This is a genomic window from Klebsiella sp. GG_Kp175, from assembly GCF_040062325.1.
GTDB classification, from domain to species: Bacteria; Pseudomonadota; Gammaproteobacteria; order Enterobacterales; family Enterobacteriaceae; genus Klebsiella; species Klebsiella quasipneumoniae.
In genome coordinates this window covers 158,769-174,042 of sequence record NZ_JBEAFX010000012.1, presented here as the reverse complement: position 1 = coordinate 174,042, position 15,274 = coordinate 158,769, and the positions used below count along the sequence as shown (strand labels likewise).

At 60.2% G+C, this 15,274-nt stretch carries 13 protein-coding genes and 1 pseudogene; 10 read left to right on the top strand and 4 right to left on the bottom strand.

The annotated features are described in order from the left end of the window. Positions 1-20: 20 nt before the first annotated feature. Both ABLU73_RS18600 and ABLU73_RS18595 read left to right on the top strand, forming a co-directional pair. Positions 21-1,130, top strand: coding sequence for an efflux RND transporter periplasmic adaptor subunit (locus ABLU73_RS18600; protein WP_065696953.1), 1,110 nt, complete (start codon positions 21-23; stop codon positions 1,128-1,130). Beyond that, entirely contained in the window at positions 1,127-4,228 is a 3,102-nt protein-coding gene (locus ABLU73_RS18595) for an efflux RND transporter permease subunit (RefSeq protein ID WP_264924675.1), read from the top strand. Before ABLU73_RS18600 ends, ABLU73_RS18595 begins: the two co-directional genes overlap by 4 nt. Positions 4,229-4,283: 55 nt before the next feature. Here ABLU73_RS18595 and lldD read toward each other — a convergent pair whose 3' ends face one another. Together lldD and ABLU73_RS18585 are read right to left on the bottom strand one after the other, a co-directional pair. Then, a complete protein-coding gene (lldD, locus tag ABLU73_RS18590; protein WP_264924677.1) occupies positions 4,284-5,468 on the bottom strand; it encodes an FMN-dependent L-lactate dehydrogenase LldD in 1,185 nt (394 codons plus the stop codon). Positions 5,469-5,756: 288 nt separating this feature from the next. Next, a pseudogene (locus tag ABLU73_RS18585) lies at positions 5,757-5,849 on the bottom strand (hypothetical protein); the annotation flags it as partial. Here ABLU73_RS18585 and ABLU73_RS18580 point away from each other — a divergent pair. The 8 genes from ABLU73_RS18580 (at position 5,848) to ABLU73_RS18545 (ending at position 13,136) form a co-directional block, all read left to right on the top strand. Continuing rightward, the gene (locus ABLU73_RS18580) at positions 5,848-6,045 is read left to right on the top strand and encodes a hypothetical protein (protein ID WP_004203090.1); all 198 of its coding nucleotides are present in this window, start codon (positions 5,848-5,850) and stop codon (positions 6,043-6,045) included. The pseudogene ABLU73_RS18585 and the gene ABLU73_RS18580 sit on opposite strands and share 2 nt — an antisense overlap. Positions 6,046-6,525: 480 nt before the next feature. Further along, positions 6,526-6,903, top strand: a complete 378-nt coding sequence (sufA, locus tag ABLU73_RS18575) for a Fe-S cluster assembly scaffold SufA (RefSeq protein WP_004203089.1) — start codon at positions 6,526-6,528, stop codon at positions 6,901-6,903. 2 nt (positions 6,904-6,905) lie between these two features. Further along, entirely contained in the window at positions 6,906-8,393 is a 1,488-nt protein-coding gene (sufB, locus tag ABLU73_RS18570) for a Fe-S cluster assembly protein SufB (RefSeq protein WP_002908877.1), read from the top strand. Positions 8,394-8,409: 16 nt separating this feature from the next. Further along, on the top strand, positions 8,410-9,156 hold the full coding sequence (gene sufC, locus ABLU73_RS18565; RefSeq protein ID WP_004203085.1) for a Fe-S cluster assembly ATPase SufC: 747 nt from the start codon (positions 8,410-8,412) through the stop codon (positions 9,154-9,156). Beyond that, on the top strand, positions 9,131-10,405 hold the full coding sequence (sufD, locus tag ABLU73_RS18560) for a Fe-S cluster assembly protein SufD (RefSeq protein ID WP_135730034.1): 1,275 nt from the start codon (positions 9,131-9,133) through the stop codon (positions 10,403-10,405). Before sufC ends, sufD begins: the two co-directional genes overlap by 26 nt. Beyond that, positions 10,402-11,622 carry a cysteine desulfurase SufS gene (gene sufS, locus ABLU73_RS18555; RefSeq protein ID WP_032456245.1) on the top strand — a complete coding sequence of 407 codons (1,221 nt, stop codon included), beginning with the start codon at positions 10,402-10,404 and terminating at the stop codon, positions 11,620-11,622. The genes sufD and sufS overlap by 4 nt, the downstream gene beginning before the upstream one ends. An 11-nt stretch (positions 11,623-11,633) precedes the next feature. Beyond that, complete coding sequence (gene sufE, locus ABLU73_RS18550) at positions 11,634-12,050, top strand: cysteine desulfuration protein SufE (protein ID WP_004203081.1); 417 nt, start codon at positions 11,634-11,636, stop codon at positions 12,048-12,050. A 99-nt stretch (positions 12,051-12,149) separates the two neighbouring features. After that, positions 12,150-13,136, top strand: a complete 987-nt coding sequence (locus tag ABLU73_RS18545; RefSeq protein ID WP_004203079.1) for a L,D-transpeptidase family protein — start codon at positions 12,150-12,152, stop codon at positions 13,134-13,136. A 61-nt stretch (positions 13,137-13,197) separates the two neighbouring features. Here the strand turns inward: ABLU73_RS18545 and ABLU73_RS18540 are convergent, their stop codons facing one another. Together ABLU73_RS18540 and pykF are read right to left on the bottom strand one after the other, a co-directional pair. Then, positions 13,198-13,434, bottom strand: coding sequence for a major outer membrane lipoprotein (locus ABLU73_RS18540; RefSeq protein ID WP_002908860.1), 237 nt, complete (start codon positions 13,432-13,434; stop codon positions 13,198-13,200). Positions 13,435-13,746: 312 nt separating this feature from the next. Further along, positions 13,747-15,159, bottom strand: coding sequence for a pyruvate kinase PykF (gene pykF, locus ABLU73_RS18535; RefSeq protein ID WP_004203076.1), 1,413 nt, complete (start codon positions 15,157-15,159; stop codon positions 13,747-13,749). Between the last annotated feature and the right edge of the window lie 115 nt (positions 15,160-15,274).

The following is a 15,274-nucleotide window of genomic DNA, read 5'->3' as shown; positions in this document are numbered from 1 at the left end:
TCTTTTCATTAAGGTGACCCATGCTCAGGCCCAACGCCGTCCATCTTGCCGTCTGCCTCCTGCCGCTGGCCCTCACGGGCTGCGGCGAACCTGCCGATCATGACGATCCCCGCACCCGGCCGCCGCTGGTGCGGGTGGCGACCGTCGAGCGCGCGGAGGCCAGCTCGCGGGCCTTTACCGGCGTGGTGGTCGCTCGTACCCAAAGCGATCTCGGCTTCCGGGTATCGGGAAAAATCCTTGCCCGGCTGGTGGAGACCGGGCAGAGCGTCCGGCGCGGTCAACTGCTGCTGCGCCTGGATCCGGCTGATCTAACCTTGCAGGCGCAGTCCCAACAGCGGGCGGTCGACGCCGCGCGGGCGCGAGCCAAAAAGGCGGCCAACGATCTGGCCCGCTATCGCGGCCTGGTGGCCAGCGGCGCCGTCTCGGCGGCGGAGTTCGACCAGATCAACGCGACGGCAGAGGCGGCGAGAGCCGACCTCAGCGCGGCCCAGGCGCAGGCAAACGTGGCGCAAAACGCCACCAACTATGCCGGACTGCTGGCGGATGCCGACGGCGTGGTGGTGGAAACGCTCGCCGAGCCGGGACAGGTGGTCAGCGCCGGGCAGGTGGTGATCCGCCTGGCGCGGGCAGGGCAGCGCGAAGCGCGGGTGCAGCTTCCGGAGACGCTGCGCCCAGCGGTCGGCAGCGAGGCGCTGGCGACACGCTATGGCAGCGAATCTCAGCCGGTCACCGCGACCCTGCGGCTGCTTTCGGACGCGGCTGACGCCGCCACCCGCACCTTTGAAGCGCGCTATGTGCTGAACGGCGCGCTGGCGAATGCGCCGCTGGGGTCAACCGTGACCCTGCGTATCAGCAGCGACCAGGGGCCAGGCGAGGTGCTGGAGGTGCCCCTGGCGTCGGTCTACGATCCGGGCAACGGCCCTGGCGTCTGGCGCATTGCATCGCGCCCGGCCACCGTCTCCTGGCAACCGGTGACGGTGATCGGCCTGAATGATGAAACGGCGCGGGTGACCGGCCCGCTGAAGCCCGGGGAGCCCATCGTCGCCCTGGGCGCCCATCTTCTGCACCAGGGCGAGACGGTGCGGCTGGCGGAACGACGCGAGCATGATGCCGACGGGAGTCAGCCATGAGCGGCGGGCGTTTTAATCTCTCCGCGCTGGCCGTCCGCGAGCGGTCGGTAACCCTGTTTTTAATTATCCTTATCTCGGTCGCCGGTCTGGTGGCCTTCTTCGGGCTCGGGCGGGCGGAAGATCCGCCCTTCACGGTCAAGCAAATGACGGTCATCACCGTCTGGCCGGGTGCCACCGCGCAGGAGATGCAGGATCAGGTCGCCGAGCCGCTGGAAAAACGGCTCCAGGAGCTGAAGTGGTACGATCGCACCGAGACCTATACCCGTCCCGGGATGGCGTTAATCACCTTATCGCTGCAGGATCAGACGCCGCCTTCCGAGGTGCCGGAGCAGTTTTATCAGGCGCGCAAAAAGCTCGGGGATGAGGCGAATAACCTGCCTGCCGGCGTCTCCGGCCCGATGATGAATGACGAATTCGCCGATGTCACCTTTGCCCTCTTTGCCCTGAAAGCGCGGGGAGAGCCGCCGCGGCAGCTGGTGCGTGACGCTGAAGCCCTGCGCCAGCAGCTGCTGCATGTACCTGGGGTGAAAAAAGTGAATATTCTCGGCGAACAGGCGGAGCGCATTTATCTCTCCTTTTCTCATGACCGTCTCGCTACCCTGGGGCTCTCGCCGGAGGCGATTTTTGCCGCGCTGAACAATCAGAATGTGCTGACCGCCGCCGGGGCCATTGAGACCCGTGGCGGGCAGATCTTTATCCGCCTCGACGGGGCGTTCGACCGCCTGCAGCAGATCCGCGACACGCCGATTATTGCCGGGGGCAGAACGCTGAAACTCGCCGATGTCGCCACGGTTGAGCGGGGGTATGAAGATCCTGCTACCTTCCTGATCCGCAATCAGGGGGAACCGGCGCTGCTGCTGGGGGTGGTGATGCGCGAGGGCTGGAATGGTCTGGCGCTGGGGAAAGCGCTGGACGCCGAAACGGACAGCATCAATCAGAGCCTGCCGCTCGGCATGTCGTTGGCCAAAGTGACCGATCAGTCGGTGAATATCAGCGCGGCGGTCGATGAGTTCATGATCAAATTTTTTGTCGCTCTGTTGGTGGTGATGGCGGTGTGCTTTGTCAGCATGGGCTGGCGCGTGGGTGTGGTGGTCGCGGCGGCGGTGCCGCTCACCCTGGCCGTGGTGTTTGTGGTGATGGCCGCCACCGGTAAAAACTTCGACCGCATCACCCTCGGCTCGCTGATCCTCGCCCTGGGGCTGCTGGTGGATGATGCCATTATCGCCATTGAAATGATGGTGGTCAAAATGGAGGAGGGGTATGACCGCCTCAAAGCCTCCGCCTATGCCTGGAGCCACACCGCGGCGCCCATGCTGGCCGGCACCCTGGTGACGGCCGTGGGTTTTATGCCCAACGGGTTTGCGCAATCCACCGCCGGGGAGTATGCCAGCAACGTGTTCTGGATCGTCGGTATCGCGCTGATTGCCTCCTGGATCGTGGCGGTGATTTTTACCCCCTGGCTGGGCGTACACCTGTTACCGGAGAGGAAGTCCGCGGCGGCAGGCCACGCCGCGCTGTATGACACCCCGCGCTATCAGCGCTTCCGCCGGCTGCTGACCCGGGTTATCGCCGGCAAATGGCGCGTGGCCGCCGGGGTGGTGGTGCTGTTTATGGTGGCGTTACTGGGAATGAGCGTGGTGAAAAAGCAGTTTTTCCCCACCTCCGATCGCCCGGAGGTGCTGGTTGAGGTGCAGATGCCTTACGGGTCGTCGATTATTCAGACCAGCGCCGCGACGGCGAATATTGAGCGCTGGCTGCAGCAGCAGCCGGAGGCGAAGATTGTCACCAGCTATATCGGCCAGGGCGCGCCGCGCTTTTACCTGGCGATGGCTCCGGAATTGCCCGATCCCTCATTTGCCAAGCTGGTGGTATTGACCGACGGTCCGGCCTCGCGCGAGGCGCTTAAGCTGCGGCTGCGGGAGGCGGTGGCCAATGGCCTTGCGCCGCAGGCGCGGGTGCGCGTCACGCAGTTGGTCTTTGGCCCTTATTCGCCTTATCCAGTCGCCTGGCGGGTGATGGGGCCCGATCCGCACACCCTGCGCGACATCGCCGATCGGGTGAAAGCCGTGCTGCAGGCCAGTCCGCTGATGCGCACCGTCAATAGCGACTGGGGGTCGCGGGTACCGGTGATGCATTTCAGCCTCAATCAGGACCGGCTGCAGGCGAGTGGGCTCAGCTCCCAGGCCGTCGCCCAGCAGCTGCAGTTCCTGCTGTCAGGGATCCCCATCACCACCGTCCGGGAGGATATTCGCGCGGTGCAGGTCATCGGCCGCGCGGCGGGCGATATCCGTCTGGACCCGGCGAAAATCGCCGACTTCACTCTCGTAGGCAGCGGCGGGCAGCGGGTTCCTTTGTCGCAGATCGGTGAAGTCGACGTCAGGATGGAAGAACCCCTGCTCCGTCGTCGCGACCGCACGCCGACCATTACCGTCCGGGGAGATGTCGCAGATAACCTGCAGCCGCCGGATGTCTCCAGCGCGCTGATGAAGCCGCTGCAGCCCATTATCGACTCCCTGCCGCCGGGGTATCGCATCGAGACGGCGGGGTCGATCGAGGAGTCAGGCAAAGCCACCCGGGCAATGGTACCGTTATTTCCGATCATGATCGCCCTCACGCTGCTGATCATTATCCTGCAGGTACGTTCCCTGTCGGCGATGGTCATGGTTTTCCTGACCGCGCCGCTGGGGCTGATTGGCGTGGTGCCGACGCTGCTGTTGTTCAATCAGCCGTTTGGCATCAATGCCCTAGTGGGCCTGATCGCCCTGTCAGGGATCCTGATGCGAAATACGCTGATCCTGATTGGTCAAATCCACCATAACCAGCAGGCGGGGCTCGATCCGTTCCACGCGGTGGTGGAGGCGACGGTGCAGCGAGCCCGTCCGGTTCTGCTGACCGCGCTGGCGGCGATCCTGGCGTTCATTCCGCTGACGCATTCGGTTTTCTGGGGGACGCTCGCCTATACGCTGATTGGCGGGACGCTGGGGGGAACCATCATGACCCTTATCTTCCTGCCGGCCATGTATGCGATCTGGTTCCGCATCTGCCCCGAGCGACCGGCTGACGCAGCGCAACGTCCGGCGCTGGACCCTCAGGGGTAATTCCCCCTTGCCGGACCGGGCCAGGACACGCGGTCAGGCCCGGCCCCGGGCTGCGTCAGGCAGATAAGGATACCGGGACCGCACGGCTGCGCTGTTGATCTTTTTCCAGCCGGTCGAGGCAATCGAGGCTGATGGCGGAGGGCGAGGTGGCGCCGGTGAGGGTCATGGTGACCTTCATATCCTCGGCAAATAAGCGCAGCAGGTGTGCCACCCCCGCTTCGCCTGCGGCGGCGAGGGCATAAATATAGGCCCGACCAAGCAGGACTCCCTTCGCGCCGAGAGCCAGCAGGCGAATAACGTCCACGCCGGAGCGCACTCCGGAGTCGGCAAGGACCGTCAGATCGTCGCCGACCGCATCCGCCACCCGCGGCAGCGCCCGGGCGGTGGGGATGGCGCCATCGAGCTGTCTGCCGCCGTGATTGGAGACCACAATGCCATCGGCGCCCAGCCGCACGGCATTGCGCGCATCGTCGGCATCGAGGATCCCTTTGATGATCAGCTTTCCTGGCCAGCTGTCGCGGATCCACTCCAGATCGTGCCAGGCGATGGACGGGTCGAAGTTGTTGCTGATGAACCCCATATAGTCATCCATGGTCATTTTGTGGCCGGTATAGGCTTCGATGTTACCGAACGACAGGGGTCTGCCCGCCAGGCCGACGTTCATTGCCCAGCGCGGGTGGGTGCAGGCCTGAAGATACTGTCGCAAGGTGGCGTGCGGCCCGGACATCCCTGAACGGTTATCGCGATACCGTGAGCCGGGGATCGGCATATCGACAGTGAATACCAGGGTTTTCATGCCGGCAGCCCAGGCGCGTTCCAGGGCATTACGCATATAGCCGCGATCTTTCAGTACGTACAGCTGGGACCAGAGCGCGCCGCTGGCGTGGCTCGCCACCTCCTCAATGGAGCAGACCGACACGGTGGACAGAGTGTAAGGGATCCCGGCGTGGGAGGCGGCGCGGGCCGCCTGGACTTCGCCGCGGCGGGCGTACATTCCGGTGGCCCCGACCGGCCCCAGCGCCACGGGCATCGCCCATGGGGCATCAAGGATGGTGGTGGCCAGCGTCGGCTCACCCGCTCCGCACAGCACGCGCTGGCGAAGGGCTACCGAGGCGAGCTCGGCGGCATTAGCGTTCATGGTATTTTCCGCCACCGCGCCACCGTCAATATAGTCAAAAAGGAAACGTGGCAGACGGCGACGAGCGGCTTCGCGATAATCGCTGGGGGCTGAAACAATCATGATTATATCCTTATGTCTTTTAACCTAAGTGGATGTTCTGCAGGCAAAAAAACTATAGGCTTCTAAAAGGCGGTGGGGAAATGAAATATTAGCATCCAAGCCATTCCCTAACGGAATAAACTGGATTTGTCGCTTAAATGGTTATTTCTTTTTTTTGCCTTGGGCACGCGCGTTATTTTTATTTATTTCCGCAAAGCGTGAATTCGGGCCAAATAAAAGACCCGATGTGGTGCGACAGCGTTTTGCGCTATCGCCATAGCAAGGAAGCGTGGTCAGCTCGGCGCCTGCGTTTTCCGGGAGGTGTAAAGAAGGTGATTTTGAAATTGAGCAGATGCTATCTTTTGCTAGCCTTTCTGAGGAGGACAGACGGAGCGACACCATGAAAGATAAAGATGAACAAACGGCATTGATTGGCATGGCTATCGGCGCGGCGGTCATTAGCTTAGTGGCGACCCAAAAGCAGATTAATCAGGGGAGTATCGTGGATGAGCTGGTGCGGCTGGGCAGACAGAAGGGGGATGGGGTGGAGGATGAAGTTTTTGTCCAGGCCGCCCGCCTGGTGAGAAAAGGAACTTAGCCAACCGATAGCCTTCCTGGCTACCCGCTTTATCGCGGTTTATCTCCCCCCGATCGCGGCCACGTCCCCCGCCAGGCCGCGACCGCCCCTGCCGAAAGCGTTGCGCCTTGACGCTTTCTGTTTACGCTTTCTCATTCCGCAGGCCAGCGCCTGTTCAGCGCGCATGGCTGCTCAGTGACGCCGTCACTTTTTTGGTTTCTACGACAAGGTTAATCAGGAAGGTGGTCTGCTGCTATCGCATAAATCGGTATTTTCGATACATCTTTGCCATTGCGTGCGGTGATAGAACGATATCAGAATTAAATATTATAAATCATATGATTAGGTTCAACTTGCGCACCCTGATAATCCCCGGGCAAGGGTCTATGCTTATAAAAAGCGCTAATTGGGGCAATACCCCTGCTGGAGAAGGGTTGAAGTGATAATCATTATCACTAACATGGCGGTATGCCTTGATGGCGCCAACCTGGAGGTCTATCGATGGAAGTACAAGCAGGAACCTTTAATCCCGCCGATTTCAGCTGGCAGGGACTGACCATGACGCCGGCCGCTGCCGCGCATATTCGCGATCTGATGCGCAAGCAACCGGATAAAAAGGGGCTACGGCTGGGTATTAAAACCAGCGGCTGCGCCGGTTTTGGCTATGTGCTCGAAATGATTGCCGAGCCGGCGCCCGACGATCTGCTCTTTGAATCTGAAGGGGCGAAGCTGTACGCGCCGCTGCAGGCGATGCCGTTCATTGACGGTACGGAGCTGGATTACGTCCGGGAAGGATTAAATGAAATCTTTAAATTTCATAACCCGAAAGCGCAGCACGAATGCGGCTGCGGCGAAAGTTTTGGGGTGCAGGCGGAGTAACTATGTCGCGTAATACTGAAGCAACAGACGATGTCAAAACCTGGACCGGCGGCCCGCTCAATTATAAAGAGGGCTTTTTCACTCGCCTGCAGACCGATGAGCTGGCCAAAGGCATTAATGAAGAAGTGGTTCGCGCAATCTCCGCCCGCCGCAATGAGCCGCAGTGGATGCTGGAGTTCCGGCTCAATGCCTACCGGGCGTGGCTGGAGATGGAAGAGCCGCACTGGCTGAAGGCGCATTACGATAAGCTGAATTATCAGGATTACAGCTACTATTCCGCCCCCTCCTGCGGCAACTGCGATGAGACCTGCGCCTCCGAGCCCGGCGCGGTGCAGCAGACCGGGGCCAACACCTTTCTGACCAGCGAGGTGGAAGAAGCCTTTAACCAGCTGGGCGTACCGGTGCGCGAAGGGCGCGAGGTGGCGGTGGACGCGATATTCGACTCGGTGTCGGTGGCGACCACCTACCGTGAAAAGCTGGCGGAGCAGGGGATCATCTTCTGCTCTTTCGGCGAGGCGATCCACGACCATCCGGAACTGGTGAAAAAGTATCTGGGGACCGTGGTGCCGGGCAATGACAACTTCTTTGCCGCGCTGAACGCCGCGGTGGCTTCGGATGGCACCTTTATCTATGTGCCGAAGGGCGTCCGCTGTCCGATGGAGCTATCGACCTATTTCCGCATCAACGCCGAAAAGACCGGCCAGTTTGAACGCACCATTCTGGTGGCCGATGAAGGCAGCTATGTCAGCTACATCGAGGGCTGCTCGGCGCCAGTGCGCGACAGCTATCAACTGCACGCCGCGGTGGTGGAGGTCATCATCCATAAAGACGCGGAAGTGAAATACTCCACGGTGCAGAACTGGTTCCCGGGGGACAACAACACCGGAGGGATCCTCAACTTTGTCACCAAGCGCGCTCTGTGCGAAGGGGAGAACAGCAAAATGTCATGGACCCAGTCGGAAACCGGCTCGGCCATCACCTGGAAATACCCCAGCTGCATCCTGCGCGGCGATAACTCGATCGGCGAATTCTTTTCGGTGGCGCTGACCAGCGGCCATCAGCAGGCGGACACCGGCACGAAAATGATCCATATCGGCAAGAACACCCGCTCGACCATCATCTCGAAAGGGATCTCCGCCGGACACAGCCAGAATAGCTATCGCGGGCTGGTCAAAATCATGCCGACCGCCACCAATGCCCGCAACTATACCCAGTGCGATTCAATGCTGATCGGCCCGGACTGTGGGGCGCATACCTTCCCCTATGTCGAATGCCGCAACAACAGCGCTCAGCTGGAACACGAAGCGACCACCTCGCGGATCGGTGAGGACCAGCTGTTCTACTGCCTGCAGCGCGGGATCAGCGAAGACGATGCCATCTCGATGATCGTCAACGGCTTCTGTAAAGACGTCTTCTCCGAACTGCCGCTGGAGTTCGCCGTAGAGGCGCAAAAATTGCTGGCCATTAGCCTTGAGCATAGCGTCGGCTGATAATTAAGGAAAAAAGATGTTAAGTATTCAAGATTTACATGTCGCCGTCGAAGATAAAGCGATCCTGCGCGGGTTGAACCTTGAGGTGCGTCCGGGGGAGGTCCACGCCATAATGGGGCCAAACGGCTCGGGGAAAAGTACGCTTTCGGCCACCCTGGCCGGGCGCGAAGATTACGAGGTCACCGGCGGCAGCGTCGAATTTAAGGGCAAAAACCTGCTGGAGCTCGCCCCGGAAGATCGCGCCGGGGAAGGCATCTTTATGGCCTTCCAGTATCCGGTGGAGATCCCCGGCGTCAGCAACCAGTTCTTCCTGCAGACTGCGCTAAATGCCGTACGCAGCTATCGCGGCCAGGAGCCGCTGGATCGCTTCGATTTCCAGGACCTGATGGAAGAGAAAATTAAGCTGCTGCAGATGCCGGAAGATCTGCTGACCCGTTCGGTGAACGTGGGTTTCTCCGGCGGCGAGAAAAAGCGCAACGACATTCTGCAGATGGCGGTGCTTGAGCCGGAGCTGTGCATTCTCGATGAATCGGATTCCGGGCTGGACATCGATGCTCTGAAAATCGTCTCCCAGGGCGTGAACGCGCTGCGCGACGGCAAACGCGCCTTCATCATCGTCACCCACTATCAGCGCATCCTTGACTATATCAAGCCGGACTATGTCCATGTGCTCTATCAGGGGCGGATTGTGAAGTCGGGGGATTTCACCCTCGTCAAACAGCTGGAGGAGCAGGGCTATGGCTGGCTTACCGAACAGCAGTAACGCGCTGCAGCAGTGGCACCATCTGTTTGAAGCGCAGGGCGACCAGCGTACGCCGGAGGCCAGCCAGCATCTGCAGCAGCTGTTGCGCCTGGGGCTGCCGACGCGCAAGCAGGAGGACTGGAAATACACCCCGCTGGACGCGCTACTTAACGGCCGCTTCGTCGCCGAGGAGGGGGCGTCGCTCAGCGCCGAACAGCGTGACGCGCTGGCGCTGCCGCTGGACGCCTGGCGTCTGGTGTTTATCGACGGCCGCTATCATCCTGAGCTGAGCGACGATCTCGCCGCCAGCGGCGTGGAGCTTAGCGTTGATAACCAGCGCCAGCATCTGCCGGATGCCCTGCAGCCGGAAGTGTTTCTCCATCTGACCGAAAGCCTGGCGCAGTCGGTGACCCGCCTTCGCGTGCCGCGCAACCGTCGCCTGGATAAGCCGCTGCTGCTGATGCATATCACCCGCGGCCTGGCCGGCGATGCGCTGAATACCGCCCACTATCGTCACCATCTGACGCTGGAGAGCGGGGCGGAGGCGACGATTGTCGAGCATTACCTCAGTTTCGATGAGCAACCGCACTTCACCGGCGGGCGGCTGACCATGACGGTGGCGGACAACGCACGCCTGCAGCACATCAAGCTGGCGTTCGAGAACGCGCATAGCTACCACTTCGCCCATAACGACCTGCAGCTGGGCCGCGACGCCTCGGCCTTCAGCAGCAGTTTCCTGCTCGGCGGCCAGGTGCTGCGTCACCACACCAGCACGCGTCTGGGCGGCGAAAATAGCGACCTACGCCTTAATTCGCTGGCGATGCCGGTAAAAAATGAGGTCTGCGACAGCCGCACCTGGCTGGATCACCAGGTGGGGTACTGCACCAGCCGCCAGCTGCACAAAACCATCGTCAGCGATAAGGGCCGGGCGGTGTTTAACGGGCTGATCAACGTCGCGCCGCACGCGCTGAAAACCGACGGGCAGATGACCAACAACAATCTGCTGCTCGGGCGGCTGGCGGAAGTCGACACCAAACCGCAGCTGGAGATTTACGCCGATGACGTGAAATGCAGCCACGGGGCGACGGTCGGGCGCATAGACGAAGAACAGCTGTTCTATCTGCGCTCGCGCGGAATTGAACATCAGGCGGCGCAGCAGATGATCCTCTACGCCTTCGCCGCCGAGCTTACCGAAGCTATCCGCAGCGACGCGCTCAGAGAGCAGGTGCTGGCGCGAATTGGAGAGCGTTTGCCGGGAGGCACAGCATGACATTTTCAGTAGAACGGGTTCGCGCCGATTTTCCGGTGCTGAGCCGGGAGGTCAACGGCCAGCCGCTGGTCTATCTTGACAGCGCCGCCAGCGCCCAGAAACCGGAGGCGGTGATCGGCGCCGAAGCGGAATTCTATCGTCACGGCTACGCGGCGGTGCATCGTGGGATCCATACCCTCAGCGCGGAAGCCACCGCGCGGATGGAAGCGGTGCGCCAGCAGGCGGCCACTTTCCTTAACGCCGGATCGGCGGAGGAGCTGGTATTCGTGCGCGGCACCACCGAGGGCATCAACCTGGTGGCCAACAGCTGGGGAAATGCCAACGTCGGCGCTGGGGATAACATCATCATCAGCGAGATGGAGCACCACGCCAACATCGTACCGTGGCAGATGCTCTGCGCCAGGGTGGGGGCTGAGCTGCGGGTGATTCCCCTCAACCCGGACGGCACCCTGCAGCTGGACGTGGTTCCCGGGCTGTTTGACCAGCGTACCCGCTTGCTGGCGATCACCGAAGTCTCCAACGTGCTGGGCACCGAAAACCCGCTGTCGGCGCTGATTGCCCTTGCGCATCAGCATGGCGCGAAGGTACTGGTGGACGGCGCTCAGGCGGTGATGCACCACCCGGTGGACGTTCAGGCGCTGGGTTGTGATTTTTATGTCTTCTCCGCCCACAAATTGTATGGTCCGACCGGGATCGGCGTGCTCTACGCCCGGGCCGAGCTGCTGCAGACCATGGCGCCTTGGGAAGGGGGCGGGTCGATGATCGCCACCGTCAGCCTGACGGAGGGCACCACCTGGAACCAGGCGCCGTGGCGCTTTGAGGCCGGCACGCCGAATACCGGCGGGATCATTGGCCTCGGCGCCGCGCTGAGCTACGTCAGCCAACTGGGACTGACGCAGATCGCCGAATACGAGCAGACGCTCATGCGCTACGCGCTGGAGGCCCTGCGCGCGGTGCCGGACCTGATCCTCTACGGTCCGGCGCAGCGCAAAGGGGTGATTGCCTTTAACCTCGGCCAGCATCACGCCTATGACGTCGGCAGCTTCCTCGATAACTACGGGATCGCCGTGCGGACCGGGCACCACTGCGCCATGCCGTTGATGGCCCGCTATCAGGTACCGGCCATGTGTCGGGCGTCGCTGGCCATGTACAATACCACGGAAGAGGTGGACCGCCTGGTGGCCGGCCTCCAGCGGATCCACAAACTATTAGGGTAAAGGACGTGACGATGACGGCATTACCGGACAAAGATAAACTGTTGCGCAATTTTAGCCGTTGCGCCAACTGGGAAGAGAAGTATCTCTATATCATTGAGCTGGGCCAGCGGCTGGCGCCGCTGAGCGACGCGGAGCACAGCCCGCAGAATATTATTCAGGGCTGTCAAAGCCAGGTATGGATCGTGATGGCGCAGGATCCTTCCGGCGTTGTCACCCTGCGCGGCGACAGCGATGCGGCGATTGTCAAAGGGCTGATTGCGGTGGTGTTTATCCTTTATGACCGGATGACCGCCCAGGACATCGTCGAGTTCGACGTCCGCCCGTGGTTTGAAAAAATGGCTCTCACCCAGCATCTTACCCCCTCCCGCTCGCAGGGCCTCGAAGCCATGATCCGCGCGATACGCGCGAAAGCCGCAAATATTAGCTAGAATAAACAGGTAGATTTCATTCTGTTACGTCCGGCAGGGCGCTGACCCTGCCGCCGTTCAGTCTCCTGGCGTTTTATCAGCGAAAGAAGGAATCTCAGTATGAAACGCAAAACGATGATCACCTTAGCCCTTCTCAGCGCCCTTGGCGCCTCCCCGGCCGCCTGGGCCGTCGACTACCCTCTGCCTCCGGCTAACAGCCGGCTGATTGGCCAGAACCAGTACTGGACGGTTCAGGAGAGCGATCGCAACCTGCAGGCGATTGCCCGCCATTTCGATACCGCGGCGATGCTGATCCTCGAAGCCAACGATACCATTGCGCCGGTGCAGCCGAAGCCCGGGACCCAGGTGCTGATCCCTTCGCAGATGCTGCTGCCTGACGCGCCGCGGGAGGGGATTGTCGTCAACCTCGCGGAGCTGCGGCTGTACTACTTCCCGCCGGGAGAGAATCAGGTCCAGGTTTATCCCCTGGGCATCGGCCAGTTAGGACTGGAAACCCCGGAGATGACCACCCGCGTCGGGCAGAAGATCCCTAACCCGACCTGGACACCCACCGCCGGCATCCGTGCGCGCTCGCTGGAGAAAGGGGTGACGCTGCCGGCGGTGGTGCCGGCCGGGCCGAATAACCCGCTGGGTCGCTATGCGCTGCGTCTGGCCTACGGTAACGGCGAATATCTCATCCACGGGACTAACGCCCCGGACAGCGTTGGGCTGCGCGTCAGCTCGGGCTGTATGCGGATGAACGCTGATGACATCAAGGCGCTGTTCAGTCAGGTGAAAACCGGGACGCCGGTGCGGATCATCAATCAGCCGGTGAAGTTTGCCGTCGAACCGGATGGTAAACGCTACGTAGAGGTCCACAGGCCGCTGTCGCAGACGGAAGGGGAAAACACCCGGACCATCGCTTACACGCTGCCAGCGGCGTTTCACGCCTTCGCAGAGGATAAAGCGGTGGATGATCAGCAGTTGAAAAAAGCGATGTCGAGAAGGGCGGGCTATCCGGTGGTGGTATCGACGGGGGCGGGGAGCGCGGCGACGTCGCTGTCGGCGCAGAACAGTTCGTCTGATAACGGCCTGCTCACCCAGTAGCCGTCAGCGCGAGGGCAAAAAAAATGGCGCACTGAGTGCGCCATTTTTATTACCAGAACTCTTACTTACGGTAAGAGTGAGCCTGGTTGTCCAGACGCTGGTTAGCGCGAGCTGCGTCGTCTTTAGCAGCCTGAACGTCGGAACGCATTGCGTTCACGTCGTTGCTCAGCTGGTCAACTTTAGCGTTCAGAGTCTGAACGTCAGAAGACAGCTGATCGATTTTAGCATTGCTGGAGCAACCAGCCAGCAGAGTAGAACCCAGGATTACCGCGCCCAGTACCAGTTTAGTACGATTCATTATTAATACCCTCTAGATTGAGTTAATCTCCATGTAGCGTTACAAGTATTACACAAACTTTTTTGGGATGAGAATATTTTTTTTACCTGAACGCACTTATTTTTGATCGTTCGCTCAAAGAAGCATCGAATTGGTCAAAATCGCTGAAAAAGGCGAGTGAAAACAGCGCGCTTCCATCGGATTCATCTTAGATAATCTCTTATTAAATAGTAAATTCCGATTTGCATTTTTAATAGGAAGAGCTAGCCGATGAATAAAAAAAAAGCGCCCGAGAGGCGCTTTATTAAAAAAAACCAATTAACCTGTAAATTATTACAGCACGTGCACGGAAGCGGTATTAGTGGTGCCGCTCGGGACTAATGCGCCAGAGACCATCACCACCACGTCGCCTTTGCGCGCGAGGCCGCTCTTCAGCGCCAGATCTTTGCCCAGGTGATAGAAGTCATCAGTAGAGGCAATCTCTGTCACCAGCTGCGGCACAACGCCTTTGCTCAGCACCAGCTGGCGAGCGGTGGTTTCGTTGGTGGTCAGCGCCAGGATGGTGGCATCCGGGAAGTATTTGCGCACAGCGCGTGCGGATTTACCGCCCTGGGTGGCGACGACGATCAGCGGTGCTTCCAGTTTCTCAGCGGTTTCTACCGCGCCGCGGCACACCGCTTCGGTGATGCGCAGTTTACGGTTGTCGTTGTTGAAATCCAGACGGCTGGTCATGACGCGGTCGGTACGTTCGCAGATAGTCGCCATGATGGTGACCGCTTCCAGCGGGTATTTACCTTTCGCGGATTCGCCGGACAGCATCACCGCATCGGTGCCGTCGAGGATGGCGTTGGCCACATCGCCGGCTTCAGCGCGGGTCGGACGCGGGTTCTTGATCATGGAGTCCAGCATCTGGGTAGCGGTGATAACCACTTTGCGCGCGCGGATACATTTTTCGATGATCATTTTCTGCGCGAAGATAACTTCTTCAACCGGGATCTCAACGCCCATGTCGCCACGAGCAACCATGATGCCGTCAGAGGCTTCGAGGATTTCGTCGAAGTTGTTCAGGCCTTCCTGGTTTTCGATTTTGGAGATGATCTGGATGTTTTCGCCGCCGTGGGCTTTCAGGTGCTCACGGATCTCGACGACGTCGGAACGCTTACGGATGAAGGAGGCCGCGACGAAGTCCACGCCCTGTTCGCAACCGAAGATCAGATCCTGTTTGTCTTTTTCCGCCAGCGCCGGCAGGGCGATAGAGACGCCCGGCAGGTTCACGCCTTTGTTCTCGCCAAGGTCGCCGTTGTTCAGCACTTTACAGATAACTTTGTTGCCTTCGATAGCGGTCACTTCCATGCCGATCAGGCCATCGTCCACCAGAACGGTGTTGCCGACGCTCAGGTCAGAGGTGAAGCCTTCATAGGTTACCGCTACGATTTCGCTGTTGCCGATAACGGATTTATCGGTGGTGAAGGTGAAAGTCTGGCCCGCTTTCAGGGAGACGTCGTTGCCGCCTTCCAGCTTGATGGTACGAATTTCCGGTCCTTTGGTGTCCAGCAGAATAGCGGCTTTCTTACCGGTTTTGCTCATCACATTGCGCAGGTTCTGGATGCGCTGACCGTGTTCCGCATAGTCACCGTGAGAGAAGTTCAGACGCATCACGTTCATGCCGGCTTCCAGCATTTTGGTCAGCATCTCTTCAGATTCGGTTTTCGGACCGATGGTGCAAACAATTTTGGTCTTTTTCATGACAGTTTTAGTCTTTAAGTTGTGAAGGATATGGAATTCTCGCTCCGCGGGCGCACTGCCGGGGAGCCAAACCTGTATTACGAAAGTTGCTAAGCCACGCCCTAAGGATAGGTGA

Excerpts from the sequence above, each read along its gene's own strand:
- ABLU73_RS18600 (WP_065696953.1), top strand. The coding sequence starts at position 21 with ATGCTCAGGCCCAACGCCGTCCATCTTGCCGTCTGCCTCCTGCCGCTG.
- ABLU73_RS18595 (WP_264924675.1), top strand. The coding sequence starts at position 1,127 with ATGAGCGGCGGGCGTTTTAATCTCTCCGCGCTGGCCGTCCGCGAGCGG.
- lldD (WP_264924677.1), bottom strand. The coding sequence starts at position 5,468 with ATGATTGTTTCAGCCCCCAGCGATTATCGCGAAGCCGCTCGTCGCCGT.
- ABLU73_RS18580 (WP_004203090.1), top strand. The coding sequence starts at position 5,848 with ATGAAAGATAAAGATGAACAAACGGCATTGATTGGCATGGCTATCGGC.
- sufA (WP_004203089.1), top strand. The coding sequence starts at position 6,526 with ATGGAAGTACAAGCAGGAACCTTTAATCCCGCCGATTTCAGCTGGCAG.
- sufB (WP_002908877.1), top strand. The coding sequence starts at position 6,906 with ATGTCGCGTAATACTGAAGCAACAGACGATGTCAAAACCTGGACCGGC.
- sufC (WP_004203085.1), top strand. The coding sequence starts at position 8,410 with ATGTTAAGTATTCAAGATTTACATGTCGCCGTCGAAGATAAAGCGATC.
- sufD (WP_135730034.1), top strand. The coding sequence starts at position 9,131 with ATGGCTGGCTTACCGAACAGCAGTAACGCGCTGCAGCAGTGGCACCAT.
- sufS (WP_032456245.1), top strand. The coding sequence starts at position 10,402 with ATGACATTTTCAGTAGAACGGGTTCGCGCCGATTTTCCGGTGCTGAGC.
- sufE (WP_004203081.1), top strand. The coding sequence starts at position 11,634 with ATGACGGCATTACCGGACAAAGATAAACTGTTGCGCAATTTTAGCCGT.
- ABLU73_RS18545 (WP_004203079.1), top strand. The coding sequence starts at position 12,150 with ATGAAACGCAAAACGATGATCACCTTAGCCCTTCTCAGCGCCCTTGGC.
- ABLU73_RS18540 (WP_002908860.1), bottom strand. The coding sequence starts at position 13,434 with ATGAATCGTACTAAACTGGTACTGGGCGCGGTAATCCTGGGTTCTACT.
- pykF (WP_004203076.1), bottom strand. The coding sequence starts at position 15,159 with ATGAAAAAGACCAAAATTGTTTGCACCATCGGTCCGAAAACCGAATCT.